General features: G+C 71.1%; 23 protein-coding genes and 1 riboswitch. Of the genes, 17 read left to right on the plus strand and 6 right to left on the minus strand.

Annotation, left to right across the window (positions count from 1 at the left end):
• A complete protein-coding gene (locus ACFC1W_RS02680) occupies positions 1 to 621 on the plus strand; it encodes a TetR/AcrR family transcriptional regulator (protein ID WP_375988341.1) in 621 nt (206 codons plus the stop codon).
• Between the two features lie 263 nt (positions 622 to 884).
• Here ACFC1W_RS02680 and ACFC1W_RS02685 read toward each other — a convergent pair whose 3' ends face one another.
• Positions 885 to 2,267, minus strand: a complete 1,383-nt coding sequence (locus ACFC1W_RS02685; RefSeq protein WP_375988343.1) for an MFS transporter — start codon at positions 2,265 to 2,267, stop codon at positions 885 to 887.
• A 121-nt stretch (positions 2,268 to 2,388) separates the two neighbouring features.
• Between ACFC1W_RS02685 and ACFC1W_RS02690 the strand changes: the two genes are divergently transcribed.
• The 10 genes from ACFC1W_RS02690 (at position 2,389) to ACFC1W_RS02735 (ending at position 12,263) form a co-directional block, all read left to right on the plus strand.
• Positions 2,389 to 3,969 carry a fumarylacetoacetate hydrolase family protein gene (locus ACFC1W_RS02690; protein ID WP_375988346.1) on the plus strand — a complete coding sequence of 527 codons (1,581 nt, stop codon included), beginning with the start codon at positions 2,389 to 2,391 and terminating at the stop codon, positions 3,967 to 3,969.
• Positions 3,966 to 4,664: a GntR family transcriptional regulator gene (locus ACFC1W_RS02695; RefSeq protein WP_375988349.1), complete on the plus strand. Its 699-nt coding sequence runs from the start codon at positions 3,966 to 3,968 to the stop codon at positions 4,662 to 4,664. Before ACFC1W_RS02690 ends, ACFC1W_RS02695 begins: the two co-directional genes overlap by 4 nt.
• Positions 4,665 to 4,719: 55 nt before the next feature.
• Entirely contained in the window at positions 4,720 to 6,246 is a 1,527-nt protein-coding gene (hpaE, locus tag ACFC1W_RS02700; protein WP_375988352.1) for a 5-carboxymethyl-2-hydroxymuconate semialdehyde dehydrogenase, read from the plus strand.
• An 86-nt stretch (positions 6,247 to 6,332) separates the two neighbouring features.
• A complete protein-coding gene (hpaD, locus tag ACFC1W_RS02705) occupies positions 6,333 to 7,499 on the plus strand; it encodes a 3,4-dihydroxyphenylacetate 2,3-dioxygenase (RefSeq protein ID WP_375988355.1) in 1,167 nt (388 codons plus the stop codon).
• A gap of 120 nt (positions 7,500 to 7,619) precedes the next feature.
• Entirely contained in the window at positions 7,620 to 8,405 is a 786-nt protein-coding gene (locus ACFC1W_RS02710) for a 2-keto-4-pentenoate hydratase (protein WP_375988358.1), read from the plus strand.
• Between the two features lie 43 nt (positions 8,406 to 8,448).
• On the plus strand, positions 8,449 to 9,252 hold the full coding sequence (locus ACFC1W_RS02715; protein WP_375988361.1) for an aldolase/citrate lyase family protein: 804 nt from the start codon (positions 8,449 to 8,451) through the stop codon (positions 9,250 to 9,252).
• A 92-nt stretch (positions 9,253 to 9,344) separates the two neighbouring features.
• Positions 9,345 to 10,142, plus strand: a complete 798-nt coding sequence (locus tag ACFC1W_RS02720; RefSeq protein WP_375988364.1) for a transglutaminase family protein — start codon at positions 9,345 to 9,347, stop codon at positions 10,140 to 10,142.
• A 42-nt stretch (positions 10,143 to 10,184) separates the two neighbouring features.
• Positions 10,185 to 10,751, plus strand: coding sequence for a hypothetical protein (locus ACFC1W_RS02725; RefSeq protein WP_375988367.1), 567 nt, complete (start codon positions 10,185 to 10,187; stop codon positions 10,749 to 10,751).
• 79 nt (positions 10,752 to 10,830) lie between these two features.
• Positions 10,831 to 11,211, plus strand: a complete 381-nt coding sequence (locus ACFC1W_RS02730; RefSeq protein WP_375988370.1) for a YciI family protein — start codon at positions 10,831 to 10,833, stop codon at positions 11,209 to 11,211.
• On the plus strand, positions 11,211 to 12,263 hold the full coding sequence (locus tag ACFC1W_RS02735) for an RNA polymerase sigma factor (RefSeq protein ID WP_375988373.1): 1,053 nt from the start codon (positions 11,211 to 11,213) through the stop codon (positions 12,261 to 12,263). Before ACFC1W_RS02730 ends, ACFC1W_RS02735 begins: the two co-directional genes overlap by 1 nt.
• A gap of 26 nt (positions 12,264 to 12,289) precedes the next feature.
• On the opposite strand, the gene ACFC1W_RS02740 is transcribed toward ACFC1W_RS02735, so the two are convergent.
• Positions 12,290 to 12,829 (minus strand): AAA family ATPase, encoded by a 540-nt coding sequence (locus ACFC1W_RS02740; protein ID WP_375988376.1) that lies wholly within the window; start codon positions 12,827 to 12,829, stop codon positions 12,290 to 12,292.
• A 215-nt stretch (positions 12,830 to 13,044) separates the two neighbouring features.
• Here ACFC1W_RS02740 and ACFC1W_RS02745 point away from each other — a divergent pair, with 215 nt between their 5' ends.
• Positions 13,045 to 13,242, plus strand: coding sequence for a hypothetical protein (locus ACFC1W_RS02745; protein WP_375988379.1), 198 nt, complete (start codon positions 13,045 to 13,047; stop codon positions 13,240 to 13,242).
• 194 nt (positions 13,243 to 13,436) lie between these two features.
• Here the strand turns inward: ACFC1W_RS02745 and ACFC1W_RS02750 are convergent, their stop codons facing one another.
• The 4 genes from ACFC1W_RS02750 to glyA all read right to left on the minus strand — a co-directional run bounded on the left by ACFC1W_RS02750 (position 13,437) and on the right by glyA (position 16,745).
• Positions 13,437 to 13,841, minus strand: a complete 405-nt coding sequence (locus tag ACFC1W_RS02750) for an MmcQ/YjbR family DNA-binding protein (RefSeq protein ID WP_375988382.1) — start codon at positions 13,839 to 13,841, stop codon at positions 13,437 to 13,439.
• A 3-nt stretch (positions 13,842 to 13,844) separates the two neighbouring features.
• Positions 13,845 to 14,402, minus strand: coding sequence for a dihydrofolate reductase family protein (locus ACFC1W_RS02755; protein ID WP_375988385.1), 558 nt, complete (start codon positions 14,400 to 14,402; stop codon positions 13,845 to 13,847).
• 77 nt (positions 14,403 to 14,479) lie between these two features.
• On the minus strand, positions 14,480 to 15,361 hold the full coding sequence (locus ACFC1W_RS02760; RefSeq protein WP_375988388.1) for a bifunctional methylenetetrahydrofolate dehydrogenase/methenyltetrahydrofolate cyclohydrolase: 882 nt from the start codon (positions 15,359 to 15,361) through the stop codon (positions 14,480 to 14,482).
• Between the two features lie 109 nt (positions 15,362 to 15,470).
• On the minus strand, positions 15,471 to 16,745 hold the full coding sequence (gene glyA / locus ACFC1W_RS02765) for a serine hydroxymethyltransferase (protein ID WP_375988391.1): 1,275 nt from the start codon (positions 16,743 to 16,745) through the stop codon (positions 15,471 to 15,473).
• Positions 16,746 to 16,812: 67 nt separating this feature from the next.
• A riboswitch (ZMP/ZTP riboswitch) is annotated at positions 16,813 to 16,897 on the minus strand.
• A 139-nt stretch (positions 16,898 to 17,036) separates the two neighbouring features.
• Between glyA and ACFC1W_RS02770 the strand changes: the two genes are divergently transcribed.
• The 5 genes from ACFC1W_RS02770 (at position 17,037) to ACFC1W_RS02790 (ending at position 24,077) form a co-directional block, all read left to right on the plus strand.
• Positions 17,037 to 18,656 (plus strand): family 20 glycosylhydrolase, encoded by a 1,620-nt coding sequence (locus ACFC1W_RS02770; protein WP_375988394.1) that lies wholly within the window; start codon positions 17,037 to 17,039, stop codon positions 18,654 to 18,656.
• Positions 18,653 to 19,780, plus strand: a complete 1,128-nt coding sequence (gene nagA / locus ACFC1W_RS02775) for an N-acetylglucosamine-6-phosphate deacetylase (RefSeq protein ID WP_375988397.1) — start codon at positions 18,653 to 18,655, stop codon at positions 19,778 to 19,780. Before ACFC1W_RS02770 ends, nagA begins: the two co-directional genes overlap by 4 nt.
• Positions 19,781 to 20,221: 441 nt before the next feature.
• The gene (locus tag ACFC1W_RS02780) at positions 20,222 to 22,252 is read left to right on the plus strand and encodes a sigma-70 family RNA polymerase sigma factor (RefSeq protein ID WP_375988400.1); all 2,031 of its coding nucleotides are present in this window, start codon (positions 20,222 to 20,224) and stop codon (positions 22,250 to 22,252) included.
• 50 nt (positions 22,253 to 22,302) lie between these two features.
• Complete coding sequence (locus ACFC1W_RS02785; protein ID WP_241112882.1) at positions 22,303 to 22,689, plus strand: YrdB family protein; 387 nt, start codon at positions 22,303 to 22,305, stop codon at positions 22,687 to 22,689.
• Positions 22,686 to 24,077: an FAD-binding oxidoreductase gene (locus tag ACFC1W_RS02790; RefSeq protein ID WP_375988404.1), complete on the plus strand. Its 1,392-nt coding sequence runs from the start codon at positions 22,686 to 22,688 to the stop codon at positions 24,075 to 24,077. The genes ACFC1W_RS02785 and ACFC1W_RS02790 overlap by 4 nt, the downstream gene beginning before the upstream one ends.
• The last annotated feature ends 12 nt before the right edge of the window (positions 24,078 to 24,089 follow it).

The raw sequence follows: 24,089 nt of genomic DNA on the forward strand, positions 1-24,089 counted from the left end.
GTGCCCGCCCTCGACGTCGACTCAGCGAACAGCGGGCCCCCGCGCCGGGGTCGGCCCGGCTACGACCGTGCGCAGGTGCTCGAGATCGCCGTCTCCCTCTTCAACGAGCAGGGGTACGACGCCACCTCGGTCGCCGACCTCGCGACGCGATTGGGCCTGACGAAGTCGGCGCTGTACCACCACTTCGATTCGAAGGAGCAGCTGCTGTCGCTCGCCCTCGACGAGGCGCTGAGCGCGCTCGAGGGTGTGCTCGATGAGCCCGGCGCCCAGCACGGCTCTGCCGCCGAGCGCCTCGACGCGGTCCTGCGCGGGGCTGTGCGGGTGCTCGTCGACCGGCTCCCCTACGTGACCCTGCTGCTGCGGGTGCGCGGCAACAGCGACGTCGAGCGCGCGGCCCTGGAGCGTCGGCGGGCGTTCGACCACCGTGTGACCGCGCTCGTCGAGGCGGCACAGGCCGCCGGCCAGGTGCGCGACGACATCGACGGCCCGGTCGCGACCCGCCTCATCTTCGGCATGGTCAACTCGCTCGTGGAGTGGTACCGCCCCGGCGGTCCGGTCGACAGCGCGCGCCTGGCGCACGACGTGGTGGCGGTCGCGCTCGACGGCATGCGCACGCGCTGAGCCGCGGCATCCCACTCCCTCGACCTGGCGCCGCAACCGCGCCGAACTGCGCGCCCTGCCCCTCACAATGCGCGCCTCGCCGCGGTTGGGCGGAAAGGCGACTCACCCCACACACCACTGCTCGCCTGTCACGAAATGCCGGGCGAAGCGGCGAATCGTGACAGGTGAGCGGAATGAGTCCTGCTCGGCCCTCGTGAGACGACGGATGCCGCGGCCCGCACCCCCCGCGAGGGGCCGGGCCGCGGCATCCGGTCAGACAGTCCTCAGGCGCGCGAGAGTCCGTAGATCGGGCTCTTCGCCTGCTCCGCCTCGTGGTCGGGCCCCAGCGGGATGCCGGAGCGGTCACGCAGCAGCAGGGTCGCGATGAGGCCCACGATCGTCATGCCCGCGAGGTACCAGGTGACCGAGACCGTGGAGCCCGTCGCCTGCACCAGCGCCTGGGCGATGGTGGGCGCGAAGGCGCCGCCGACGATCGCGCCGATCGCGTACGAGATCGAGACGCCCGAGAAGCGGATGGATGCCGGGAACAGCTCGCTGTACAGCGCCGCCTGCGGCCCGTAGGTGAAGCCGAGGCCGATCGTCAGCACCGCGAGGCCCAGGAACAGCAGGCCGACGTTCGCGGTGTTGACGAGCGGGAAGAGCAGGAAGACACCCGCCAGCTGCAGGATCCAGCCGATGATGTACGTCGTGCGGCGGCCGATCCGGTCGCTGATCCACCCCGCGACGAAGGTCGCGATCAGCCAGGTGACGGCCGAGCCGGTCACCGCCCACAGCACGGGGGCGGTGGGGAGGGCGACGGGTCCCTCGGGGTCGGTGGCGTACCGCTGGATGTAGCCGCCGGTGGTCATGTAGCCGACGGCGTTGTTGCCGGCGAAGACGAGAGCGGCGATGATCACGAGCAGCGTGTGCTTCTTGAACAGCTGCACGATCGGCATCTGCGCCTTCTCCTTGCGCTCGGCGAGCTCGGCGAACACCGGGCTCTCCTCCACGCGACGGCGCACGTAGTAGCCGACGAGGATCAGCACGACGCTCAGCAGGAACGGGATGCGCCATCCCCACTCCTTGAACCACTCGTCGCCGGGCAGGGCGACCACGGCCATGACGGCCGAGGCGAGCAGCAGACCGATCGGCACGCCGACCTGGGGCGACGCGCCGAAGATGCCGCGTCGGGCCTTCGGTGCGTGCTCGACGGCCATGAGCACCGCACCGCCCCACTCACCGCCGGCCGAGATGCCCTGCAGCACGCGCAGGAGGATCAGCAGGATGGGAGCGGCGATGCCGATCGCGGCGTACGTCGGCAGCAGGCCGACGAGGGTGGTGGCCGCACCCATGAGGATCAGCGTCCACATCAGGACGACCTTGCGGCCGTACTTGTCGCCGAAGTGCCCGGCGAGGAACGCGCCGAGCGGACGGAAGAGGAAGCTGATCCCCACCGTGATGAACGAGAGGATCTGCGCGAAGCCCTCGCCCGCAGGGGCGAAGAAGAGCTCGGCGAAGACGAGTCCGGCCGCGAACGCGTAGATGAAGAAGTCGTACCACTCGACGGTGGTTCCGACGACGGTCGCGAAGACGACCCGGCGGCGATCCGCCGAGCTCGCGATGGTTCCGGTGGGCGTGAACCCTGCTCCGGGTGGGGGTGTGCTCATGAGCTGACTCCTGTGTCTGTACTGACGACTTCGTCACCGGCGCTCGATCTGCGAGAGGGTTGCCGGATGTGGCACCATCGTATACGATTTCGGATACGACGCAAGAGTGAGGACGCTCCTGATGCAGGAAAGCACAGCGGATGCCGCATCCGACGCCCGTTTCCGGGCATTGCCGACCCGGCCCGGCAAGATCGTCGCCATCCACCTGAGCTATGCCTCCCGCGCCGATCAGCGCGGTCGTCGGCCGCAGCATCCCTCCTACTTCTTCAAGCCGTCGAGTTCGGTCGCCCCGTCCGGCGCGACGATCGAGCGGCCCGCCGGCACCGAGCTGCTCGCCTTCGAGGGCGAGATCGCGCTGGTGATCGGCACACCCGCCCGACGGGTCGGCCTGGCGGAGGCCTGGGACCACGTCGGGTGGGTCACCGCCGCGAACGACTTCGGCCTCTACGACCTGCGCGCCAACGACAAGGGCTCCAACGTCCGCTCGAAGGGCGGCGACGGCTACACGCCGATCGGCCCCGCGCTCATCGACGCCCGCGCGGTCGACCCGACCGCCCTGCGGGTGCGCACCTGGCTCAACGGCGAGATCGCCCAGGACGACTCGTCCGCCGGCATGATCTTCCCCCTCGCCCAGCTGGTGGCCGACCTGTCGCAGCACTTCACCCTCGAGCCGGGCGACGTGATCCTCACGGGCACGCCCGCCGGCTCGTCGGTCGCCGTTCCCGGCGACGTCGTCGAGGTCGAGGTCGACGTGCCCGGCGGCCCGTCGTCCGGGCGCCTCGTGACCACGGTCGTTGAGGGCGGGGCCGGTTTCGACGGCGACCTCGGGTCACTTCCCGCGGTCGACGACCTGCAGCGCACCGAGGCGTGGGGCTCGCGTGAGGCTGCCGGCCTCTCCGCGGAGGCTCCCGGATCAGGAGATCCGGCGAATACAGGAGGTTCTGACGCAGAGTCTCCTGCCTCCGCCGGAACGCCTGTTCTGAGCAGCGCCGGAACGCCTGTTCTGAGCAGCGAGCTGCGCGCGAAGCTCGAGTCCGTGCCCGTCGCGGGACTGTCGGGCCAGCTGCGCAAGCGCGGTCTGAACAACGTGCACATCGACGGCGTCCGGCCGCTGCATCCCGGAGCCAAGCTCGTCGGCACGGCCCGCACTCTCCGCTTCGTCCCGAACCGCGAAGACCTCTTCGCCAGTCACGGCGGCGGCTACAACGCCCAGAAGCGCGCGTTCGACGCGGTCGGCGAGGGCGAGGTCATCGTCATCGAGGCGCGCGGCGAAGCCGGGTCGGGAACACTCGGCGACGTGCTCGCGATTCGCGCCCACGCACGCGGTGCGGCCGGCATCGTCACCGACGGCGGGGTCCGCGACGCGGCCGCCGTCACCGCCGTCGGCCTTCCGGTCTTCACCGTCGGCGCGCATCCCGCCGTCCTCGGCCGCAAGCACGTGCCGTGGGACGTCGATGTCACGATCGCGTGCGGCGGTGCGACCGTACAGCCCGGCGACGTGATCGTCGGCGACGCGGATGGCGTCATCGTGATCCCGGCGGGCATCGTCGAGGAGGTCGTGGACGCGGCTATCGCACAGGAGGAGGAGGATGCCTGGATCGCGCAGCGCGTGGCCGAAGGGCATCCGGTCGACGGCCTGTTCCCCCTGAACGCCCAGTGGCGCGCGCGATACGACGCCGAGCGCGAAGGGCGGACCGCATGAGCACCGAGGCGCAGGGCACCCGGACCGCGCAGAGCAAGTCGCAGCGCGCGTACACCTGGATCAAGGAGCGCATCTCGCAGCAGGAGTTCACGCCCGGCTACCGCCTCGTGCTCAGCTCACTCGCCGACGACCTTCAGATGAGCGTCGTGCCGGTGCGGGAGGCCGTTCGGCAGCTCGAGGCCGAAGGCCTGGTGACCTTCGAGCGCAATGTGGGCGCGCGGGTGTCGATGGTCGACGACTCACAGTACCGCTACAGCATGCAGGCGCTGTCGATCCTCGAGGGCGCCGCGACGGCACTGTCGGCCCGCGCTCTGACCGCCGACGACATCCGGCATGCACGCGCCGTGAACGAGCAGATGATCGAGACGCTGCAGCATTTCGATCCGCGCCGCTTCACGGCCCTCAACCAGGAGTTCCACTCAGCGCTGTTCACCAAGTGCGCGAACCCCCGCATGCTCGAGCTCGTCAACGCGGAGTGGGCCAAGCTCGGCCACCTGCGCGAGTCGACCTTCAGCTTCGTCCCGGGCCGCGCGCAGGAGTCCGTGCGCGAGCACGAGAACATCCTGAAGCTCATCGAGGCCGGGGCCACGCTGAGCGAGATCGAGAAGGCGGCCCGTCGTCATCGCTCGGCCACGCTCGACGCCTACATGATCCACGAGCACCCCGACGAGGCCCTCAGCCTCCCCGCTTTCTGACCCGAGGGCGCACACCCCACTGCGCCCTTTCCGACCTCCGACGAAGGAGAAGCAGATGACCGACACTGCAACCACCATGCGCCACGTGCCCGCAGACCTGCCCGAGCGCATCCAGCACTACATCGACGGCGAGTTCGTCGACTCGATCGACGGCGACACGTTCGACGTGCTCGAGCCGGTCACGAACGAGGTCTACGTGAAGGCCGCGGCCGGCAAGAAGGCCGACATCGAGCGCGCCGTCGCCGCAGCACGCCGCGCGTTCACCGAGGGTCCCTGGCCGAAGATGCTCCCCCGCGAGCGCTCGCGCGTGCTCCACCGCATCGCCGACATCGTCGAGTCGCGCGACGCGCGCCTCGCCGAGCTCGAGTCGTTCGACTCGGGCCTGCCGATCACGCAGGCGCTCGGCCAGGCTCGGCGCGCGGCCGAGAACTTCCGGTTCTTCGCCGACCTGATCGTGGCGCAGGCCGACGACACCTTCAAGGTGCCCGGGCGCCAGATCAACTACGTCAACCGCAAGCCGATCGGCGTCGCGGGTCTGATCACCCCGTGGAACACGCCGTTCATGCTCGAGTCATGGAAGCTGGGCCCTGCGCTGGCGACCGGCAACACCGTGGTGCTCAAGCCCGCCGAGTTCACGCCGCTGTCGGCGTCGCTCTGGGCCGGCATCTTCGAGGAGGCGGGCCTGCCCCAGGGCGTGTTCAACCTCGTCAACGGCCTCGGCGAGGACGCCGGCGACGCCTTGGTCAAGCACCCCGACGTGCCGCTCATCTCGTTCACCGGCGAGAGCCGCACCGGGCAGATCATCTTCGGCAACGCGGCGCCGTTCCTCAAGGGCCTGTCGATGGAGCTGGGCGGCAAGAGCCCGGCGATCGTCTTCGCCGACGCCGACCTCGAGGCCGCGGTCGACGCGACGATCTTCGGCGTCTTCTCCCTGAACGGCGAGCGCTGCACCGCCGGCTCCCGCATCCTCGTGCAGCGTGACGTCTACGACGAGTTCGTCGAGCGCTATGCCGCGCAGGCGAAGCGCGTGAAGGTCGGCTACCCCCACGACCCCGAGACCGAGGTCGGCGCGCTCGTGCACCCCGAGCACTACGAGAAGGTCATGAGCTACGTCGAGATCGGCAAGTCCGAAGGACGCCTCGTCGCCGGCGGAGGCCAGCCCGAGGGCTTCGAATTCGGCAACTTCGTCGCCCCGACGGTGTTCGCCGATGTCTCCCCCGACGCACGGATCTTCCAGGAGGAGATCTTCGGCCCGGTCGTGGCGATCACCCCCTTCGATACCGACGAGGATGCGCTCGAGCTCGCCAACAACACGAAGTACGGTCTCGCCGCCTACGTGTGGACCAACGACCTCAAGCGCGCCCACAACTTCGCGCAGGCCGTCGAGGCGGGCATGGTCTGGCTCAACTCGAACAACGTGCGCGACCTCCGCACCCCGTTCGGCGGCGTCAAGGCCTCCGGCCTCGGCCACGAGGGCGGCTACCGCTCGATCGACTTCTACACCGACCAGCAAGCCGTGCACATCACGCTCGGCAAGGTGCACAACCCGACCTTCGGCAAGGCCGGCGGCAGCGCCCACTGACCCGGATGCCGCGGCCATCGGTCTGCACCTGGCCGCGGCATCCGCTCACCTCCCACAGATTCGCATCAAGGCAACAAGGACGAGCCATGACCAACCGTGACGACATGACCCTGACCTCCTCCGGCTTCTACGTCTCCCAGGAGGCGCCGATCGAGACCGACAACCCGGTGCCGACGCCGTCGGTTCCCGCGCCCGACATCCTGCGCTGCGCCTACATGGAGCTCGTGGTCACCGACCTGGCCTCGTCGCGCGAGTTCTACTTCGACGTGCTCGGGCTGTACGTGACCGAGGAAGACGACGAGGCCATCTACCTCCGCTCCACCGAGGAGTTCATCCACCACAACCTCGTGCTGCGCCGGGGCCCGATCGCCGCCGTGGCCGCGTTCTCGTACCGGGTCCGCACGCCCGAGGACCTGGACCGGGCGGTCGCCTTCTACGAGGAGCTCGGATGCCGCGTCGAGCGCCGCGCGGACGGCTTCACCAAGGGCATCGGCGACTCGGTGCGCGTGACCGATCCGCTGGGCTTCCCGTACGAGTTCTTCCACCAGACCGAGCACGTCGAGCGTCTCGCGTGGCGCTACGACCTGCACAAGCCGGGTGAGCTGGTGCGTCTCGACCACTTCAACCAGGTCAGCCCCGACGTGCCGCGCGCCGTGAAATTCATGCAGGACCTCGGCTTCCGCGTCACCGAGGACATCCAGGACGATGAGGGCACCGTCTACGCCGCCTGGATGCGCCGCAAGCCGACCGTGCACGACACCGCCATGACCGGCGGCGACGGCCCGCGCATGCACCACGTCGCATTCGCCACGCACGAGAAGCACAACATCCTCGCGATCTGCGACAAGCTCGGTGCGCTCCGCCGCTCCGACGCCATCGAGCGCGGCCCGGGCCGCCACGGCGTCTCGAACGCGTTCTACCTGTACCTGCGCGACCCCGACGGCCACCGCGTCGAGATCTACACGCAGGACTACTACACCGGCGACCCCGACAACCCGGTCATCACGTGGGACGTCCACGACAACCAGCGCCGCGACTGGTGGGGCAACCCCGTCGTGCCGTCCTGGTACACCGAGGCATCCCTCGTGCTCGATCTCGACGGCAACCCGCAGCCCGTCGTCGCCCGCACCGACTCGTCCGAGATGGCGGTGACGATCGGCGCCGACGGCTTCTCGTACACGCGCCGCGACGAGGGGGCCGAGTCGATGCCCGAGTACAAGCAGGGCGAGTACAAGCTCGGCCACCAGCTGTAGACCCCGGCATCCCCACCTCTCCTGCTCACCTGTCACGAAATGTCGCCCGGCGCGGCTGATCGTGACAGGTGAGCAGGAAGACCGAAGAACTGGCAGAGCTGGACCCACGAAGGAGATCGGATGCTGCACCCAGACGACATCGCGCACATCGCGGCCGAGCTCGCCGAGGCCGACCGCACGCACGGCGTGATCCCGAGGATCACGGCGCGCTACCCCGACGCGACGGTCGAGGACTCGTACGCGATCCAGGGGGTGTGGCGCGACCAGAACATCGCGGCCGGGCGCCGGCTGGTCGGCCGCAAGATCGGTCTCACCTCGAAGGCGATGCAGCAGGCGACGGGTATCACCGAGCCCGACTACGGCGTGATGTTCGACGACACCGTGTACGAGTCGGGCGCGGAGATCCCCGTCGACCTCTTCTCGAACGTGCGGATCGAGGTGGAGCTGGCGTTCGTTCTCGCAACGCCGCTCGAGGGTCCTGACTGCACCCTCGAGGAGGCGCTCGACGCGATCGACTACGCGGTCCCGGCGCTCGAGATCCTCAACTCGCACATCGAGCTCGAGGGCCGCACGATCGTCGACACGATCTCCGACAACGCCGCGTACGGGGCGATGGTGCTCGGCGATGTGCACAAGCGCCCCGATGAGATCGACCTGCGCTGGGTGCCGGGCGTGCTCAGCCGCAATGGCGAGATCGAGGAGACCGGCGTCGCCGCGGGCGTCCTCGGCCACCCCGCCACGGGCGTGGCGTGGCTCGCGAACAAGTTCCACCAGCACGGCGCGCGGCTCGAAGCGGGCGAGATCATCCTCGCCGGCTCGTTCACGCGCCCCATGTGGGTGTCGCGGGGCGATAGCGTGCTGTGCGACTACGGACCGATGGGAGTGGTGTCGTGCAGATTCGTATGACGTGCGCGGACGTGACCGGCCCGCGTCGCGAGAACGGGGGATCATGTCGTCTCGTCTGAGCCCCACGTTCCGCGATGCGCTCGCGGACGCCGACCGCGCGCTCGCCGGCATGTGGGTCTGCTCGGGATCGCCGTTGGTCGCCGAGATCTGCGCCGGCTCGGGCCTCGACTGGCTGCTCATCGACATGGAGCACTCCCCCAACGGCCTCGAGTCGGTGCTGGCCCAGCTTCAGGCCGTCGCCCCCTACGCGATCACCCCGCTGGTGCGCGTGCCGATCGGCGACGTGGTCACCCTCAAGCAGGTGCTCGATCTCGGCGCCCAGAACATCCTCGTGCCCATGGTGTCCTCGGCGGCGGAGGCGGCCGAGGTCGTCGAGGCGGTACGGTACCCGCCGCGGGGCCGACGGGGCGTCGGATCGGCGCTCGCCCGCTCGGCGCGCTGGAACCGCGTCGAGAGCTACCTCGAGAACGCCGACGAGCACCTCTCGCTGTTCGTGCAGGTCGAGACGATCGAGGGCGTCGAGGCCGCAGCCGAGATCGCCGCGGTCGACGGCATCGACGGAATCTTCGTCGGACCGAGCGACCTCGCCGCCTCGATGGGTGTGCTCGGACAGCAGACCCACCCCGACGTCACAGCAGCCGTGCTGCGTGCGTTCGACGCCGTGCGCAGCACGGGCAAGCCGGTCGGCGTGAACGCGTTCGACCCGGCCGCGGCCCAGTCCTACATCGACGCGGGAGCGGGCTTCGTGCTCGTCGGCGCCGACGTGGCGGTCCTCGCGCGTTCCTCGGAGGCCCTCGCCGCGCGATGGGTCGACGGCGCCGGCAGCGGCGAGCGCGCGTCGTACTGAGGCCGGACCGGCTCCCCGCCGAGGGGCGACGGGCGGAGCATCCGGTCTGTCAAGTCCCCGCATCGGCCGCCCGCGCGTGTCAGGGTGAGGACATGCAGAGGGATGTCTCGAGCCGGATCGTCCTCGACGTGACCGAGCCCGCCGACCTGGTGTTCGCGATCGCGGTGGCCGACCAGTACGCGCCCGCGCACGAGGAGTTCACGGCCACGCTCGACGGCGAGTCGCTGGACTGGCACGTCGTCTCCGACGCGCACGGCACGCGGCTGCACCGGCTGACGTCGGGGGTCGGTCGCCTCACCGTCCGGTACACCGCCCGTGTCGACGGCGACGCTCCGACCGCGGACGCCACCGAGGCCGACCTCCTCGTCTACGCCCGGCCGAGCCGGTACGCCGAGTCCGACGCCCTCGCCCCCACCGCGTCCGGCGAGTTCCACGGCATCACCGACCCGGCCGAGCTGCTCGCGTCGGTCTCGTCCTGGGTCGGTACGCGGCTCCAGTACGTCTCGGGGTCGTCGCTGCCCACCGACGGTGCGACGCGCACGCTTCTCGCCCGGCAGGGCGTGTGCCGCGACTACGCGCACCTGTCCGTCGCGCTGCTGCGCGGGCTCGGCATCCCCGCGCGCAGCGTCGCGGTGTACGCCCCCGGCGTCACGCCGATGGACTTCCACGCGGTCGCCGAGGCCTGGATCGACGGCGCCTGGCGCGCGATCGACGCGACGACCCTCGCACCGCGCTCGTCCCTGGTGCGGATCGCGACGGGGCGGGATGCCGCAGACACGGCGTTCCTGACCGTGATGTCGGGGCGCGCCGACCTCGTCGAGGTCGAGGTGACGGCCACGGTGGACGCGCTTCCCGATGACGACATCACGCAGCTCGTCTCGATCTGGTGAGCCGCCTCCCGCTGGAGCATCTCCGCGTGGCACAGTGATCCCATGAAGAAGTGGATCGTCCGGTTCGCGTCGCTGCTGGTCTTCAACATCGTCGTGCTGCTCGTCATCGGATTCCTGACGCCCGCGCGCGTGGGATGGTCGGCGCTGTGGGCGGGCATCGTGCTGACCGCGCTCGCCATCTGGATCAAGCCCGCCGTCCACGGCTGGTTCCGCTCGCTGGCGGCGAGATCGGCGAACCAGCGCACCAGGGCGGGTGAGAAGGTCGTCGAGTTCCTCCTCGCGTTCGCGGTGGCGTTCCTCGTCTGGATCGTGACCGTGTGGCTCTCGGGCGTCTCGATCGGCGGCGGGTTCTTCGGCGCCTTCTGGGGGTACGTGCTCCCGCCGGTGATCCTCCTCATCGGCTGGGCGATCTACGACGCCATCGACGACAAGGTCGAGGCCCACGCGGGCGCCCTCTACGACAAGGCCTCCGGCGGACGGGCGACGACCGTGACCGCCGCCGACGCCCCGCGCATCCCGAGCGCCGAAGAGGCTGCCGGACGCCGCGAGCTCGATGACGGTCTCACCGACGAGCAGCGGCGCATGCTCGACGAGCTGGGCAAGGGCTGACGCGGATCCGCAGCGCTGTCGATCGGCGGCACCCTCGATCGTCATCGTGGTGTCGCAGCACTGACGAAAGGACGACATCATGCGCTACACCCTCCTCCTCCACTATCCCGAGATGACCGCGGACGACATGGGCCCGGAGGCCTGGGCCGACGGCATGCGGGAGTTCGACGAGTACGCCAAGGCGATCGACGCGGCCGGGGTGCTGCGCTCCGCCGAGGTGCTGCAGCCGTCGGCGGTGACCACGTCGGTCACCGCGCCGGACGGCACCCTGCGCGTGCAGGACGGTCCGTTCGCCGACACCGAGGAGCAGCTCGGCGGCACGTTCGTGATCGAGGTCGACGACCTCGACGCCGCGATCGGCTGGGCCGCCAAAGCCCCGTCGATCGGGTGGGGCACCGTCGAGATCCGCCCCACGGCGACGCGATTCGTCGACGGCGCCTGGACGCCCTTCGCGGACTGATGCCCGGCTCCGACGTGCGGTCCGTCGCCGAGCGCGCGGCCCGCACGTCGTACGGTCACCTCCTGGCGCTGGTCGCCGCGGGTACGAGAGACGTCGCCCTCGCCGAGGACGCCCTCGCCGATGCGTTCGAGCGCGCCCTGACGACGTGGCCGGATGCCGGCATCCCCGCCAATCCGCAAGGATGGCTGCTCACCGTGGCCCGCAACCGCCTGCGCGACGCCCTCGGCTCGGCCGCCCGCCGCACCGGCGTGCCGCTCGACGACGTCGTGGCGGCGACGCTCGCGGACGAGCGCGCTCTCGACGCGACCGTCGCCGTGGAGCGACGAGACCAGATCCCCGACAAGCGGCTCGAACTGCTCTTCGCGTGTGCGCATCCTGCGATCGACCCCGCCGTGCGCTCGCCGCTCATGCTGCAGACGGTGCTCGGTGTCGAGGCTGCCGAGGTGGCACGCGCCTTCGGCGTGCCGCCGGCGACGATGGCGCAGCGTCTGGTGCGGGCCAAGCGCCGCATCCGCGACGCCGGCATCCCGTTCGCCGTGCCCGTGCGCGCCGACATGCCGGCGCGCCTGCCCGCCGTGCTCGAGGCGATCTACGGCGCCTACGCCCTCGACTGGCTCGATCAGGGCGCCGAGCCGAGGAAGTCGCTCGCCGACGAGGCGCGGTGGCTCGCCGTCCTCACCGCCAGCCTGCTCGACGACGAGCCCGAGGCGTGGGGTCTCGCCGCGCTCCTCACCTACGCGCAGTCACGGGCCGCTGCGCGGGCGACCGTGCCGTGGCCGCCGCTGGATGAGCAGGATCCGGCCGAGTGGGACCGGGCGATGATCGCCGAGGGAGCGGCCCTGCTGCGACGGGCATCGGCGCTCGGGCGCCCGCTGGGGCGGTTCCAGCTCGAGGCGGCGATCCAGGCGGTCCATTGCGATCGTGCGCGCACCGGCGAGCTCGACGTCGACGCGCTCGTGACCCTCTACCGCGGGCTGGTCGCGATCGCGCCGACCCGCGGTGCGACGGCCGCACTCGCCGCCGCCGAGGCACGAGCGCGCGCGACGGGGTGAGCGGCGGCGGTTCGGAGCAGGAAGGCTCAGACCAGGAAGTCGGGGGACGCCATCGCCGCCTCGACCGCCTGCACGGTCTCACCGAGATCGAGCGACGACGTGTCGATCGCGTGCGCCTCGAGCTCACCCAGCTGCGAGAACTTGTGCCAGAGGTCGGCGACCACGTCGCCGTCGGTCAGGGCGTCGGGCGCCGTGCGCGCCAGCGCGCGATGCAGCGTGACCTCGAGGTCGGGCCGCAGGACGACGTAGCGCAGCTCGATGCCGGGATGAGCCGCAGCCGCCCGCGTGTAGTGCTCGAGCATCCAGGGGCCGACGACGCCGTCGGCGACGACCTCGTAGCCGCCGTTCGCATAGGCGACGGCGGCAGCCGCGATGGCGTCGAGCACGGTGTGGTTCTGCCGATCCGCATCCGGCAGGTACGGCAGGACGCCGCCCGAGACGATGAAGCCCCAGAAGTCGTCGGTGTGAAGGTGCACCGCCCGCGGCCGCATCGCGGCCACGGTTCGTGCCACGGTCGTCTTTCCCGCACCCGCTGGGCCGGTGAGGATGGTGATGCTGCCGGTCACGTCGGTATCCCTCCGAGACGTCGTCGATCCGAGCCTAGGCCAGCGCGACGACGCGCGCGCGGGGGTCGTGGATCGCCGCCGGAGTCGGCTGCACGGTGGCCGGGCAGCCCGACCGGCCCAGCCGCGGTCGCCGCGGTCCGTGTCAAGCGGGTTGAACCGACCTCCAGTCGAGCGCATGCTGAGGACACCGAGACCGCCTAGGCGAAGGGATCACCGTGTCTCAGCGTCAGCACCCCTCACCCGACCATGTGCCGGGCCCGGAGGAGGTCAGCATTCCTGAGCTGGAGTACGACGAGACGATCGCCCCACGCCCCGAGGAGGAGATCGCCGACGTCGCGCGCGCAGAGCCCGACGTCGAAGACCACACGGCGTCGGCGCGCCCTGATTCGCCGCCGCGACCGACGACGAGTTGAGCGGATGCCGCGGCATCCGTCCTCATCGATCGACGAGCTGCTCGAGCCCGGCCTGAAGCGCCCGGATGTGCGCGCCGAGGTCGCGCGAGGCCAGCAGCCCGGGCCGGGCGGAGCGGCGGAGGCGTCGCCGAGCGGCGGAAGCCGCCGGAGCGCGGCGGCAGCGTCGGCGCTGCCACGAGCCGGTCCGGGCGGCGTCAGCCGGGACGACCGGTGGGCGAACGCTCGTCGAACTCGCGCCGCAGGTACTTCGGAGCCTGAGTGCGCCACGCCTCGGTGATGAGCTCGTCCAGATGTACGGGGTCGACACCCGCCATGCGGAACGCGACCTTGGGCTCGTTCCACGCCGTCGTCGTGCGCAGGAAGACGTCGGGCTCCATCTCGACGAGGGCGAGCGCGTCGACCCGATCGGCGACCTTCACGCCCACGACCAGCTCGGCCGCGATGATCGCGCGCATGTCCTCGGGGATGCTCGGCCACGGGTGGCACTCCCAGGCGAAGAGCTTGCGGCGCACGAACCACGCGACGCCGCCCGTCATCGTGCGCTCCTCGCTGCCGGGCAGGCCCGCGGCCGTGCGGCGGATGTCGTCGAGGTCGGGCACGTCTCAGGCGACCTGGATGCGGCGGTACCGCTCGAACACGACGCGCCCGCCGAAGGTGCGGGTTTCGAGCAGCGCGAGCGCGACCGGGTGCTGCACGGGCGGCAGGAACGGCGTTCCCCCGCCCAGGATCACGGGGTAGCGGAACATCCGGAACTCGTCGATCAGCCCCTGTTCGATTGCGGACGACGCGAGGACCGCACCGCCGATCTCGACGTCCTTGTCCGTCGCGCCGGCCATCCGCGCCGCCTCCTCGGCGAGCGAACCCTCGGCGAGCCTCGCATTGCCTTCGACCCGGTCGAGCGTCCGGCTGAAGACCACCTTGGGGATGGCGGACCACAGGTCGGCGAACTCTGCGGTGGCCGCGCTGTCGCGGATCGACGGATCCGTCTCCCAGACGAGCATCGTCTCGTACAGTCGTCGCCCGAACAGGCACCCGCCGAGGCCGCGGACCTCCTCGATGTGGAAGGCGAACTGCTCCTCATCGGGACCGCCCCAGTCGATGCCGCCGTCGCGGTCGGTGATGAATCCGTCCGCCGAGATGCCCATCGAGTAGATCAGCACGACCGCTCCGCGATGCTCATCCCCTCAACCTGCCACCGATCGCGGTGCGGCGTAAACCCTGCGGCGCGGAGAGCCGTTCAGTTCGCGAGCCGCTCCGCGGCCTCGACCACGTTCGTCATCAGCAGCGCGACGGTCATCGGGCCCACGCCGCCGGGGTTCGGCGACAGGAAGCCGGCGACTTCGGCGACATCGGGTGCGACATCTCCGTACACCTTCGACTTGCCCGTCTCGGGGTCGATCTCGCGGGTCACGCCGACATCGAGCACGGCGGCGCCCGGCTTGACGTCTTCGGCGCGCACGATGTGCTTGACGCCCGCCGCCGCGACGATCACGTCGGCCTGGCGCAGATGGTGCGACAGGTCGGCCGTGCCCGTGTGCGTGAGCGTCACGGTGGCGTTGTACTCACGGCGCGTGAGCAGCAGGCCGATCGACCGGCCGATCGTGACGCCGCGGCCGACGACGACCACGTCCTTGCCGTTCAGGTCGTACCCGTTGCGCAGGAGCAGCTCGATCACGCCGCGCGGAGTGCAGGGCAGCGGCGACGTGATGGGGGTGTTCACGTTGAGCACCAGCCGGCCGAGGTTGGTCGGATGCAGGCCGTCGGCGTCCTTCGCAGGGTCGATGCGCTCGAGGATCGCGTCGGTGTCGAGGTGCTTCGGCAGCGGCAGCTGCACGATGTAGCCGTGGCACTCGGGATCGGCGTTGAGCGCGTCGATCAGCGCCTCGACCTCGGCCTGCGTCGCATCGGCGGGTAGCTCGCGCTGGATCGAGTTCATGCCGATCGACTCGGACTCGCGGTGCTTCATCCCCACGTACAGCTGCGAGGCCGGGTCGGCGCCCACGAGCACCGTCGCGATGCCGGGCGTGATGCCCCGCGCCGTGAGCGCGGCGACCCGCTCGGCCAGCTCCGCCTTGATCTCGGCCGCAGCGGCCTTGCCGTCGAGCTTGGTGGCAGTCATGCTCAGTCCTTCCTCCGCCGAGACATCGCATCGGCGACCAGACGTCGTCTCTCGCTCGCGGTTTCGTCGTGATCGCGACGTCTCGGCGCGAGACGCCGGAACACGGGGGCTACTGCTGCAGTCCGGGGTACAGCGGGAAGGCCGCGGTCAGCGCGGCGACGCGCGCGCGCAGCGCTTCGACGTCGGCACCGGGCAGCAGCGCCAGGGCGATGACGTCGGCGACCTCGGTGAACTCCGCGTCGCCGAAGCCACGGGTCGCGAGCGCCGGCGTCCCGATGCGCAGGCCCGACGTCACCATGGGCGGACGCGGGTCGTTCGGCACCGCGTTGCGGTTGACGGTGATGTGGATCTCGTGGAGGAGGTCCTCGGCCTGCTTGCCGTCGATCTCGGCGTTGCGCAGGTCGACGAGCACGAGGTGCACGTCGGTTCCGCCCGAGCGCACCGTGATGCCGGCGCCCGCCACGTCCTGCTGCGAGAGGCGCTCGGCGATGATGTGCGCGCCGCGCAGCACCCGCTCCTGGCGCTCCGTGAACTCGGGGGTGCCGGCGAGCTTGAACGCCGTCGCCTTGGCGGCGATGACATGCATCAGCGGGCCGCCCTGCTGGCCCGGGAAGACGGCCGAGTTGATCTTCTTCGCGATGTCGGCGTCGTTGGTGAGGATGAAGCCCGAGCGCGGGCCGCCGATGGTCTTGTGCACGGTCGACGAGACGACGTGGGCGTGCGGCACCGGGTTCGGGTGCAGGCCCGCGGCGACGAGACCGGCGAAGTGCGCCATATCGACCCACAGCAGTGCGCCGACCTCGTCGGCGATCGCGCGGAACGCGGCGAAGTCGAGCTGACGGGGGTACGCCGACCAGCCCGCGATGATGACCTTGGGCTTGTGCTCGACGGCGAGGCGACGCACCTCGTCCATGTCGATGGTTGAGGTCTCGGGGTCGACGCCGTACGCGACGATGTCGTAGAGGCGCCCCGAGAAGTTGATCTTCATGCCGTGGGTCAGGTGGCCGCCCTGATCGAGCGAGAGGCCGAGCAGGGTGTCGCCCGGGCGCGCGATGGCGTGGAGCACGGCTGCGTTCGCGGTCGCACCAGAGTGCGGCTGGACGTTGGCGAACTCGGCGCCGAACAGCTCCTTCGCACGCGCGATTGCCAGCTCCTCGGCGACGTCGACCTCTTCGCAGCCGCCGTAGTAGCGGCGGCCGGGGTAGCCCTCGGCGTACTTGTTCGTGAGCACCGAGCCCTGCGACTGCAGGACCGACACGGGCACGAAGTTCTCGGAGGCGATCATCTCGAGGTACCCGCGCTGGCGATCGAGCTCGCGCTCGAGCACCTGTGCGATCTCGGGGTCGACCTCGGCGAGCGGGGCGTTGAAGTACTGATCGGTCATGAAGATCTCCTGACTGCGGCAGTGAACAGCGGTTGAGTAGCCCGCGAAGCGCGCGCATATCGAAACTCACATCGGCCCAGGCGCGCGGTCGAATGCCGTAGTCGGTCGCTCCCCGGTGGTGGTCCACCTCAACGCCAGTCGCGACACACCGAGCATAACGGATGCCTCGCTCGTGCACTCTCCCGGAGACCGTCGATGACGCGCGGCATCCGTTCGGCGGGGAGAGACGCGTATTGGACGCGAGACGCCGGAACGGTAGGCTGGCCTCACCCTTTTGTTAGGACTCTTTACATGAATCGTCGTCGAGGACGGACAGCAGCGGTCGCCGCTGTCATCGCGGCGATCCTGGCGGGCTGCGCGCCCGCCGCCCAGAATGGAGACATTGTGCCGCTTCCCGCCGTCGTCCCCGCCCCCGCCTCGCTCGACCCGACAGCCGGCGCGCCGTTCCGGCTCACCGATTCCGTGCGGATCGCAGGCGAAGCGGATGCCGCGGCCGCCCTCTCCGCTCTGGTCGAGGCCCGCACCGGCCTGACCCTCGCCGGCGTCGGCAACGACCAGGGCGACGACAACCGCGACGGACCGACGGTCACCCTGGCGCTCGAACGGAGCGGCGCAGCCGAGTCCTACCGGCTCGTCGCGGACGAGGCATCCGTCACCGTCACCGGCGCCGACCCCGCCGGACTCTTCTATGGTGTGCAGACCCTGGGGCAGCTCATCTCGCGCGACGGCGACGACTGGATCGTGCCGGCTGTCGCCATCGACGACGCACCCCGCTTCGCCTACCGCGGAGTCATGCTCGACGTCGCCCGCCACTTCCACCCGGTCGACACCGTCAAGGCGTACATCGACCATGCGGCCGGGTTGAAGCTCAACGCGCTGCACCTGCACCTCAGCGACGACCAGGGGTGGCGCATCCAGCTGCACTCGCGCCCGAAGCTCACAGAGCTGGCGTCGAACACGGCGGTCGGCGGCGATCCGGGCGGCTTCTACACCCACGACGACTACCGCGAGATCGTCGCGTACGCAGCATCCCGTCACATGATCGTCGTCCCCGAGATCGACATGCCGGGGCACACCCACGCGGTCGGACTCGCGTATCCCGAGCTCGTCGAAGAACCGGTGATCGCCGACCACATGCGGGAAGACGGCTCCGAGCTGCCCGAGGCCGGCCGGCCGTACCGAGGCATCGCGGTCGGCTTCTCGTCGCTCAAGATCCACGACGAGGCGACCTACGACTTCGCCGCCGACGTCTTCGGCGAGCTTGCGGGCCTGACGCCCGGGCCGTATCTCCACCTGGGCGGCGACGAGGCGCTCGGCACCCCCGATGAGGACTTCGCGCTGTTCGTGGCCAGGGTGAGCGCGATCATCGCCGACCTGGGCAAGACGCCGGTCGCCTGGCACGAGGCCGGTGACGCTGCCGACCTCGCCGAGGCGACGGTGGGCCAGTACTGGGGATTCATGAAGCCCACCGACGGGATGGACGAGAAGGCGCGCGGCTTCGTCCGCACCGGCGGTCAGCTGATCCTCTCCCCCGCCGACGCGATCTACCTCGACATGCAGTACCCCACGGGTCCGAAGCTGGGCCTCACCTGGGCGAACGGGCCGACGAGCGTGCAGCGCGCGTACGAGTGGGAGCCGTCCACGACGATCGCCGGCATCGACGACAGCGACATCCTCGGCGTCGAGGCGCCGATGTGGAGCGAGACGATCCGCACGCTCGACGACGTCGAGACGATGGCGTTCCCGCGCGTCGCCGCCGCAGCCGAGGCCGCCTGGTCGCCCGCGACAGGTGCGAGCGACCTGCGCACGTGGGAGTCTTTCCGTGCTCGCGTCGGCGCGCTGGGTCCGCTGTGGACAAACCTCGGCATCGGGTTCCACCCCAGCGGCGAGATCGACTGGGCGACGGAGTGAGCACACTCGTCCATTCCGTGCGGCTCGTCGACGGCGGGCGCATCACGGACGACGCGTGGGTGCTGTTCGACGGAGGCCGCGTGCGGGCGACCGGCGTCGGCCGCGAACGACCGGCGGCCGACGATCTCTTCGACGGCGGTGGCGGATTCCTCGTCCCCGGGTTCGTCGACATCCACGGCCACGGCGGAGCCGGCGTGAGCTACGACGACGGCCCCGATGCCATCCGGGCCGCGCGGGCCCTGCATCTGGCGCACGGCACGACGCGGGCCGTCATCTCGCTCGTCACCGCATCGATCGACGACCTCGCCGCACGCGCCGCGATGGTCGCCGATCTCGCTTCGGCCGACCCCACGGTCCTCGGCTCTCACCTGGAGGGGCCGTTCCTCGATCCGGGCCACAAGGGGGCGCACGCGGAAGGCCTGCTGCGGGCACCGGACGCAGCATCCGTCGATCGCCTGCTCGAGGCCGGCCGCGGCACGATCCGCCAGATCACCCTGGCTCCGGAGCTGCCGGGCGCCGACGCCGCGATCGCCCGGCTCGTCGACGCGGGCGTCGCTGTCGCCGTCGGGCACACCGACGCCGATGCGGGCGCGGCGCAGCGCGCCTTCGACGCCGGTGCGATGATCCTGACCCACGCGTTCAACGCGATGCGGGCGATCCACCATCGGGCACCGGGGCCGGTTGTCGCCGCGTTGCGCGACGGGCGCGTGGTCCTCGAGCTCATCGCCGACGGCACGCACGTCGACCTCGATCTGATCGCGGTCGTGTTCGCGGCGGCCGGCGATCGCATCGCGCTCGTCACCGACGCGATGGCCGCGGCCGGATCCGGTGACGGGCGGTACGCACTGGGGGGCCTCGAGGTCGTCGTGGATCGCGGTGTGGCCCGGCTGGCAGCCGGCGGAGCGATCGCCGGGTCGACCCTCACGCAGGACGATGCGCTGCGCCGTGTGGTCGCTGCGGGCGTCGCCCTGCCGGTGGCGGTGCGCGCGCTGACGGCGACACCCGCGCGGGCCGTCGGGCGCGCTGATCTCGGCATGCTCGCCGTGGGCGGCGTCGCCGACGCCGTGCTGCTCGACGGCGAACTGCGCGTGCAGCGCGTGTGGGTGGCGGGCGCCGCCGCCTGAGGGGATCCGCCCGCCGCGCAACCCGGGGCGTCGCGCGACGGACGAAGCTGCCTGGTGTGACCGGTCGCCATTCGGGCGATGGCCGCACAGGTCCGGGTAGGGCGGGGACGGTGGTCCCTCCCCCGAGTTCCCACCGAACCCCGCCTCCGGCGACACGGACGGGATCCGTCCTTCGCCGATGCTCACCGTGATCCCCACGATCGGCGAGCAGCGATGTCTTGTAGATGAGACGGGCTGGTGGGCGATCTATTACGCGGGTTCGGGGAAATTCCTCGGATGGGACCCGCACGTGGCGTCCGCCGAGCGCACGAATAGAGGATCGATCTGGTCAAACCAGCCGCTCACGGTCAGAATGGTGGGGCCGGACCGCCTGCCATCGGCCCGCTTCGGCTGGACCGCCGCCGGGCAGCGGTCGGAGCCGCGCAGCCGATCGGGGGGACCGTGATCGATCACGACGACTCCACGATCGGCGAGCCGACGCTCATCGGTGACGCGGACCTCGTGCTGCGCAGCCGGTCGGGCGACGCCGCCGCATACGGCGAACTCTGGCGCCGCCACTACCGTTCCGGCATCGCGGTCGCCCGCAGCGTCTCGCCCACGACGGATCCCGACGACGTCGTGCAGGAGGCGTACACGAGGATCTACCAGTCGATCCGTCGCGGTGGCGGCCCGACGGGATCCTTCCGCGCGTACCTCTTCACCAGCATCCGCAACACCGCCGCAGGCTGGGGCCGCACCCGGCGCGAGACCGCCATCGACGAGCTCGAGACGCTCGAAGACCCGACGACGACCGACGAAGCGACCGCGGCCTCGCTGGACCGCGGCCTCACGCACCAGGCCTTCCACAGTCTCCCGACGCGATGGCAGGAGGTGCTCTGGTACTCCGAGATCGAGGGCATGAAGCCGGCCGAGATCGCGCCGCTGCTCGGCCTGAAGCCCACCGCCGCCGCGCAGCTGACCTTTCGCGCCCGCGAAGGCCTGCGGGAGGCATGGATCCAGGCGCATCTGCGCTCGGTCGCCGACGGCTCGGACTGCGCGTGGTCGATCGAGCGGCTCGGTGCGTACTCCCGCAACAATGTCGGACGCCGCGACCGCGCCCGCGTCGAGGAGCACCTCGCGAGCTGCGCACGCTGCGCGATCGTCGCGAGCGAGGCCAGAGAGGTCTCGAGCCGTCTGGCCCTCGTGCTCATCCCCCTCACGGTCGGCGTCGCCGGAACCGCCGGCTATCTCGCGACGCTGCAGGGTGGTGTGCCGATCGCCACCGTCGCCGCGATGCCGTCATCGGTGATGCAGGGCGCCGTCATCGCCGGCGCGGGCTCGGCGGCGGCAGCCGGCGCGGCAGGTGCGGCGGCGGCGGGCGGTGCTGGCGCTGCGAGCGCCGCGAGCGCTGCGAGCGCCGCAGGCGCTGCGAGCGCTGCAGCGACGGTGGCCGCCGCCGCCACCGGCGGGTTCCTCGGTACTGCAGGGGTGGCCGGCATCGCTGCAGCCGGACTCCTCGTCGCCGGCACCGTCGCGGCGGTCACACTGCCGGGCGCGAGCGACCCTGCTCCCGCCGAGGCCGCGCCCGCATCCGCGGTGGAGACGGTGAACGAGCAGTCGCTCACACCGCTCGAGATGATCCGGGCGGCGACGGTTCCGGTCGCCCCGCCGGGTGGGCCGGCCCCCTCCGACATCCCGCTCGTCCTCACGGAGACGATCGAGGCCGCTGCCGACCCACAGGCCGGGAGCACTCCCGCCGAGGGTGGCGGGAGTGGCGCCACGGCCGACGCGAACACCGACCCGCACGTCCCCGATGACACCGCCGGCGTCAGCGGCGACACCAGGACCGGCGGCGGCACCAACAACGGCACCAACGGCAACGGTGGCGTGAACCACGGTGGCACCAACAACGGCACCAACGGCAACGGTGGCGTGAACCACGGTGGCACCAACAACGGCGGCACGAACTCCGGCGGTACGAACAACGGCGGCACGAACAACGGCGGCACCAATGGCAACGGTGGGACCAACAGCGGCGGTGTGAACAACGGCGGCACCAACAACGGCGGGACCAACAACGGCGGCACCAACAACGGCGGGACCAACAACGGCGGCACCAACAACGGCGGTGCGAGCAACGGCGCGCCCCAGAACGGCAGCGTGGGCAACGGCGGCACCAACGGCAACGCGAGCGGCGTGGCGAAGAGCACGGGAGTGCCCGGCGGGTCGCCGTCGATCGTGTCGAGCTCGGCTACGACCTCGGACGGATCGACGTCGATCGACGTGACGGTCGGTGGCCCTGCGGGCGCCACGGTGCAGGCGCGGATCCGCGGCTCCGTCCGGGCGACCGCGCTGCTCGACGGCGGAACCGCTGTGCTCACCATCGTGCCGACCGCGGCCGAGCTCGCCGCCGACGCGCGCCTCGAGCTCCGCTATGTCGACGGCGCTCGCGTCGGCACGCCGGTCGGCACCCGGCTGAGCGACCTGTTCTGACGAACTCCGCGCGCCGGAACGGGTGGGCAGCGGCGCCTAAACTGGAAGTCATGTCCGACTCCGCCCGCCCCGCGTCATCCGCCGAGCCCGCCCCCGGCACGCGGGCGCCTCTGTCGGCGATCGACGTCCTCGCCTTCCTGTGCGAGCTCTTCGCCTTCGCCACCCTTGCGATCTGGGGCTTCGCGTCCTGGCCGTTCCCCTGGAACATCGTGGCCGGCATCGGTGCGCCCGTGCTGGCGATCGTCGTCTGGGCGCTGTTCGTCTCCCCCCGCGCAGTGTTCGCGGTGCACCCGTTCGTCCGCGCCTTCGTCGAGCTCCTCGTCTACGCCTCGGCGACCATCGCCTGGTGGAGCATGGATCAGGCCTGGATCGGGCTCGGCTTCGGCGTCGTCGCCGTGATCATCGGCGTGATCGCAGGTCGGCGCCGGTTCGCGTGAGCACGCCGGCCGACGTCGTCGCGCAGCTGCGCGCCGCCCTCGGCGAGCGCGTCGACACCTCCCCCGCATCGTTGGCCGAGTCGCGCGCCGACAAATCCGGGCACGCGGCATCCGGAACACCGCTCGCCGTCGTGCATGCGACCTCGGTCGCCGACGTGCAGCAGACGCTCCGCATCGCGAGCGCGACCCGCACGCCGGTCGTCACGCGCGGAGCGGGCACCGGGCTCGCGGGCGGTGCGAACGCGGGGGAAGGCGAGATCGCCCTCTCGGTGCGTCGCATGGACCGCATTCTCGAAGTGCGTCCTGACGACCTGCTCGCGGTCGTCGAGCCGGGCGTCGTCAACGCCGACCTCAACACCGCGCTCGCCGAGCACGGGCTGTGGTGGGCTCCCGATCCCGCCAGCCGCGCGACCTCGACCGTCGGCGGCAACATCGCGACGGGCGCCGGCGGCCTGCTGTGCGCGAAGTACGGAGTCGTACGCGACGCCGTGCTGGGGATCGATCTCGTCCTCGCCGACGGCCGCCTGCTGCACCTCGGCCACCGCACGGTCAAGGGCGTCACCGGTCTCGACCTGACATCGCTCGTCATCGGCTCGGAGGGCACGCTGGGTGTCGTCGTGGGCGCGACGCTCAAGCTGCGCCGGCTCGTGCCCGGCGAGGTGCGCACGATCGCCGCGACCTTCCCGGGCGTGCGCGCCGCGGCCGAGGCATCCGCCGCCGTGACCGCCGCCGGTGTGCAGCCGGCGATCATGGAGCTGATGGATGCCGCCTCCCTTGCGGCCGTCCACCGGCTGCTGTCTCTCGAGCCGCCGACCCCCGGTGCGGCGCAGCTGACGATCCAGACCGATGGCCCTGCCGCAGGCCTCGAGGCGGAGCGCATCGCCGACGTCCTCATGGCTGCCGGCGGGGCCGTGGCCGTCTCGCACGACCGCGAGGAGGGCGAGCGCCTGCTGGCGATCCGCCGGTCGATGCACCCCGCGATGGAGACGCTGGGCACCGCCCTGATCGAAGACGTCTCCGTGCCCCGCAGCGCGCTGCCCGCGATGTTCGACGAGATCGCCCGCGTGGAGCGCGAGCACGGCGTCGTCATCCCGACGGTCGCGCACGCCGGCGACGGCAACCTGCACCCGAATTTCATCTTCGACGCCGAGCCCGACGAGTTCGGCGTCGTCGAGGCACCCGCGCACATCTGGGCAGCCGCCGACGACCTTTTCCGCGCGGCGCTGCGCCTGGGCGGCACGCTGACCGGCGAGCACGGCGTCGGGGTGCTCAAGCGACGCTGGCTCGTCGACGAGCTCGGCGAGGACCAGTGGGATCTGCAGCGACGGATCACACGGCAGTTCGACCCGCTCGGCATCCTGAACCCGGGCAAGGTCTTCGCCGACTGAGCCCGGCCGGTG

Origin of the sequence: Microbacterium sp. NPDC056003 (assembly GCF_042274785.1) — a bacterium.
Lineage (GTDB): Bacteria > Actinomycetota > Actinomycetes > Actinomycetales > Microbacteriaceae > Microbacterium.

Bases quoted from the DNA above. Each gene is read 5' to 3' on its own strand.
- ACFC1W_RS02715 (WP_375988361.1), top strand. From the start codon at position 8,449: ATGTCGTCTCGTCTGAGCCCCACGTTCCGCGATGCGCTCGCGGACGCC.
- ACFC1W_RS02770 (WP_375988394.1), top strand. From the start codon at position 17,037: ATGAATCGTCGTCGAGGACGGACAGCAGCGGTCGCCGCTGTCATCGCG.
- ACFC1W_RS02785 (WP_241112882.1), top strand. From the start codon at position 22,303: ATGTCCGACTCCGCCCGCCCCGCGTCATCCGCCGAGCCCGCCCCCGGC.
- ACFC1W_RS02690 (WP_375988346.1), top strand. From the start codon at position 2,389: ATGCAGGAAAGCACAGCGGATGCCGCATCCGACGCCCGTTTCCGGGCA.
- ACFC1W_RS02725 (WP_375988367.1), top strand. From the start codon at position 10,185: ATGAAGAAGTGGATCGTCCGGTTCGCGTCGCTGCTGGTCTTCAACATC.
- ACFC1W_RS02685 (WP_375988343.1), bottom strand. From the start codon at position 2,267: ATGAGCACACCCCCACCCGGAGCAGGGTTCACGCCCACCGGAACCATC.
- glyA (WP_375988391.1), bottom strand. From the start codon at position 16,745: ATGACCGATCAGTACTTCAACGCCCCGCTCGCCGAGGTCGACCCCGAG.
- hpaD (WP_375988355.1), top strand. From the start codon at position 6,333: ATGACCAACCGTGACGACATGACCCTGACCTCCTCCGGCTTCTACGTC.
- hpaE (WP_375988352.1), top strand. From the start codon at position 4,720: ATGACCGACACTGCAACCACCATGCGCCACGTGCCCGCAGACCTGCCC.
- ACFC1W_RS02730 (WP_375988370.1), top strand. From the start codon at position 10,831: ATGCGCTACACCCTCCTCCTCCACTATCCCGAGATGACCGCGGACGAC.
- ACFC1W_RS02720 (WP_375988364.1), top strand. From the start codon at position 9,345: ATGCAGAGGGATGTCTCGAGCCGGATCGTCCTCGACGTGACCGAGCCC.
- ACFC1W_RS02695 (WP_375988349.1), top strand. From the start codon at position 3,966: ATGAGCACCGAGGCGCAGGGCACCCGGACCGCGCAGAGCAAGTCGCAG.
- ACFC1W_RS02710 (WP_375988358.1), top strand. From the start codon at position 7,620: ATGCTGCACCCAGACGACATCGCGCACATCGCGGCCGAGCTCGCCGAG.
- ACFC1W_RS02735 (WP_375988373.1), top strand. From the start codon at position 11,211: ATGCCCGGCTCCGACGTGCGGTCCGTCGCCGAGCGCGCGGCCCGCACG.
- ACFC1W_RS02760 (WP_375988388.1), bottom strand. From the start codon at position 15,361: ATGACTGCCACCAAGCTCGACGGCAAGGCCGCTGCGGCCGAGATCAAG.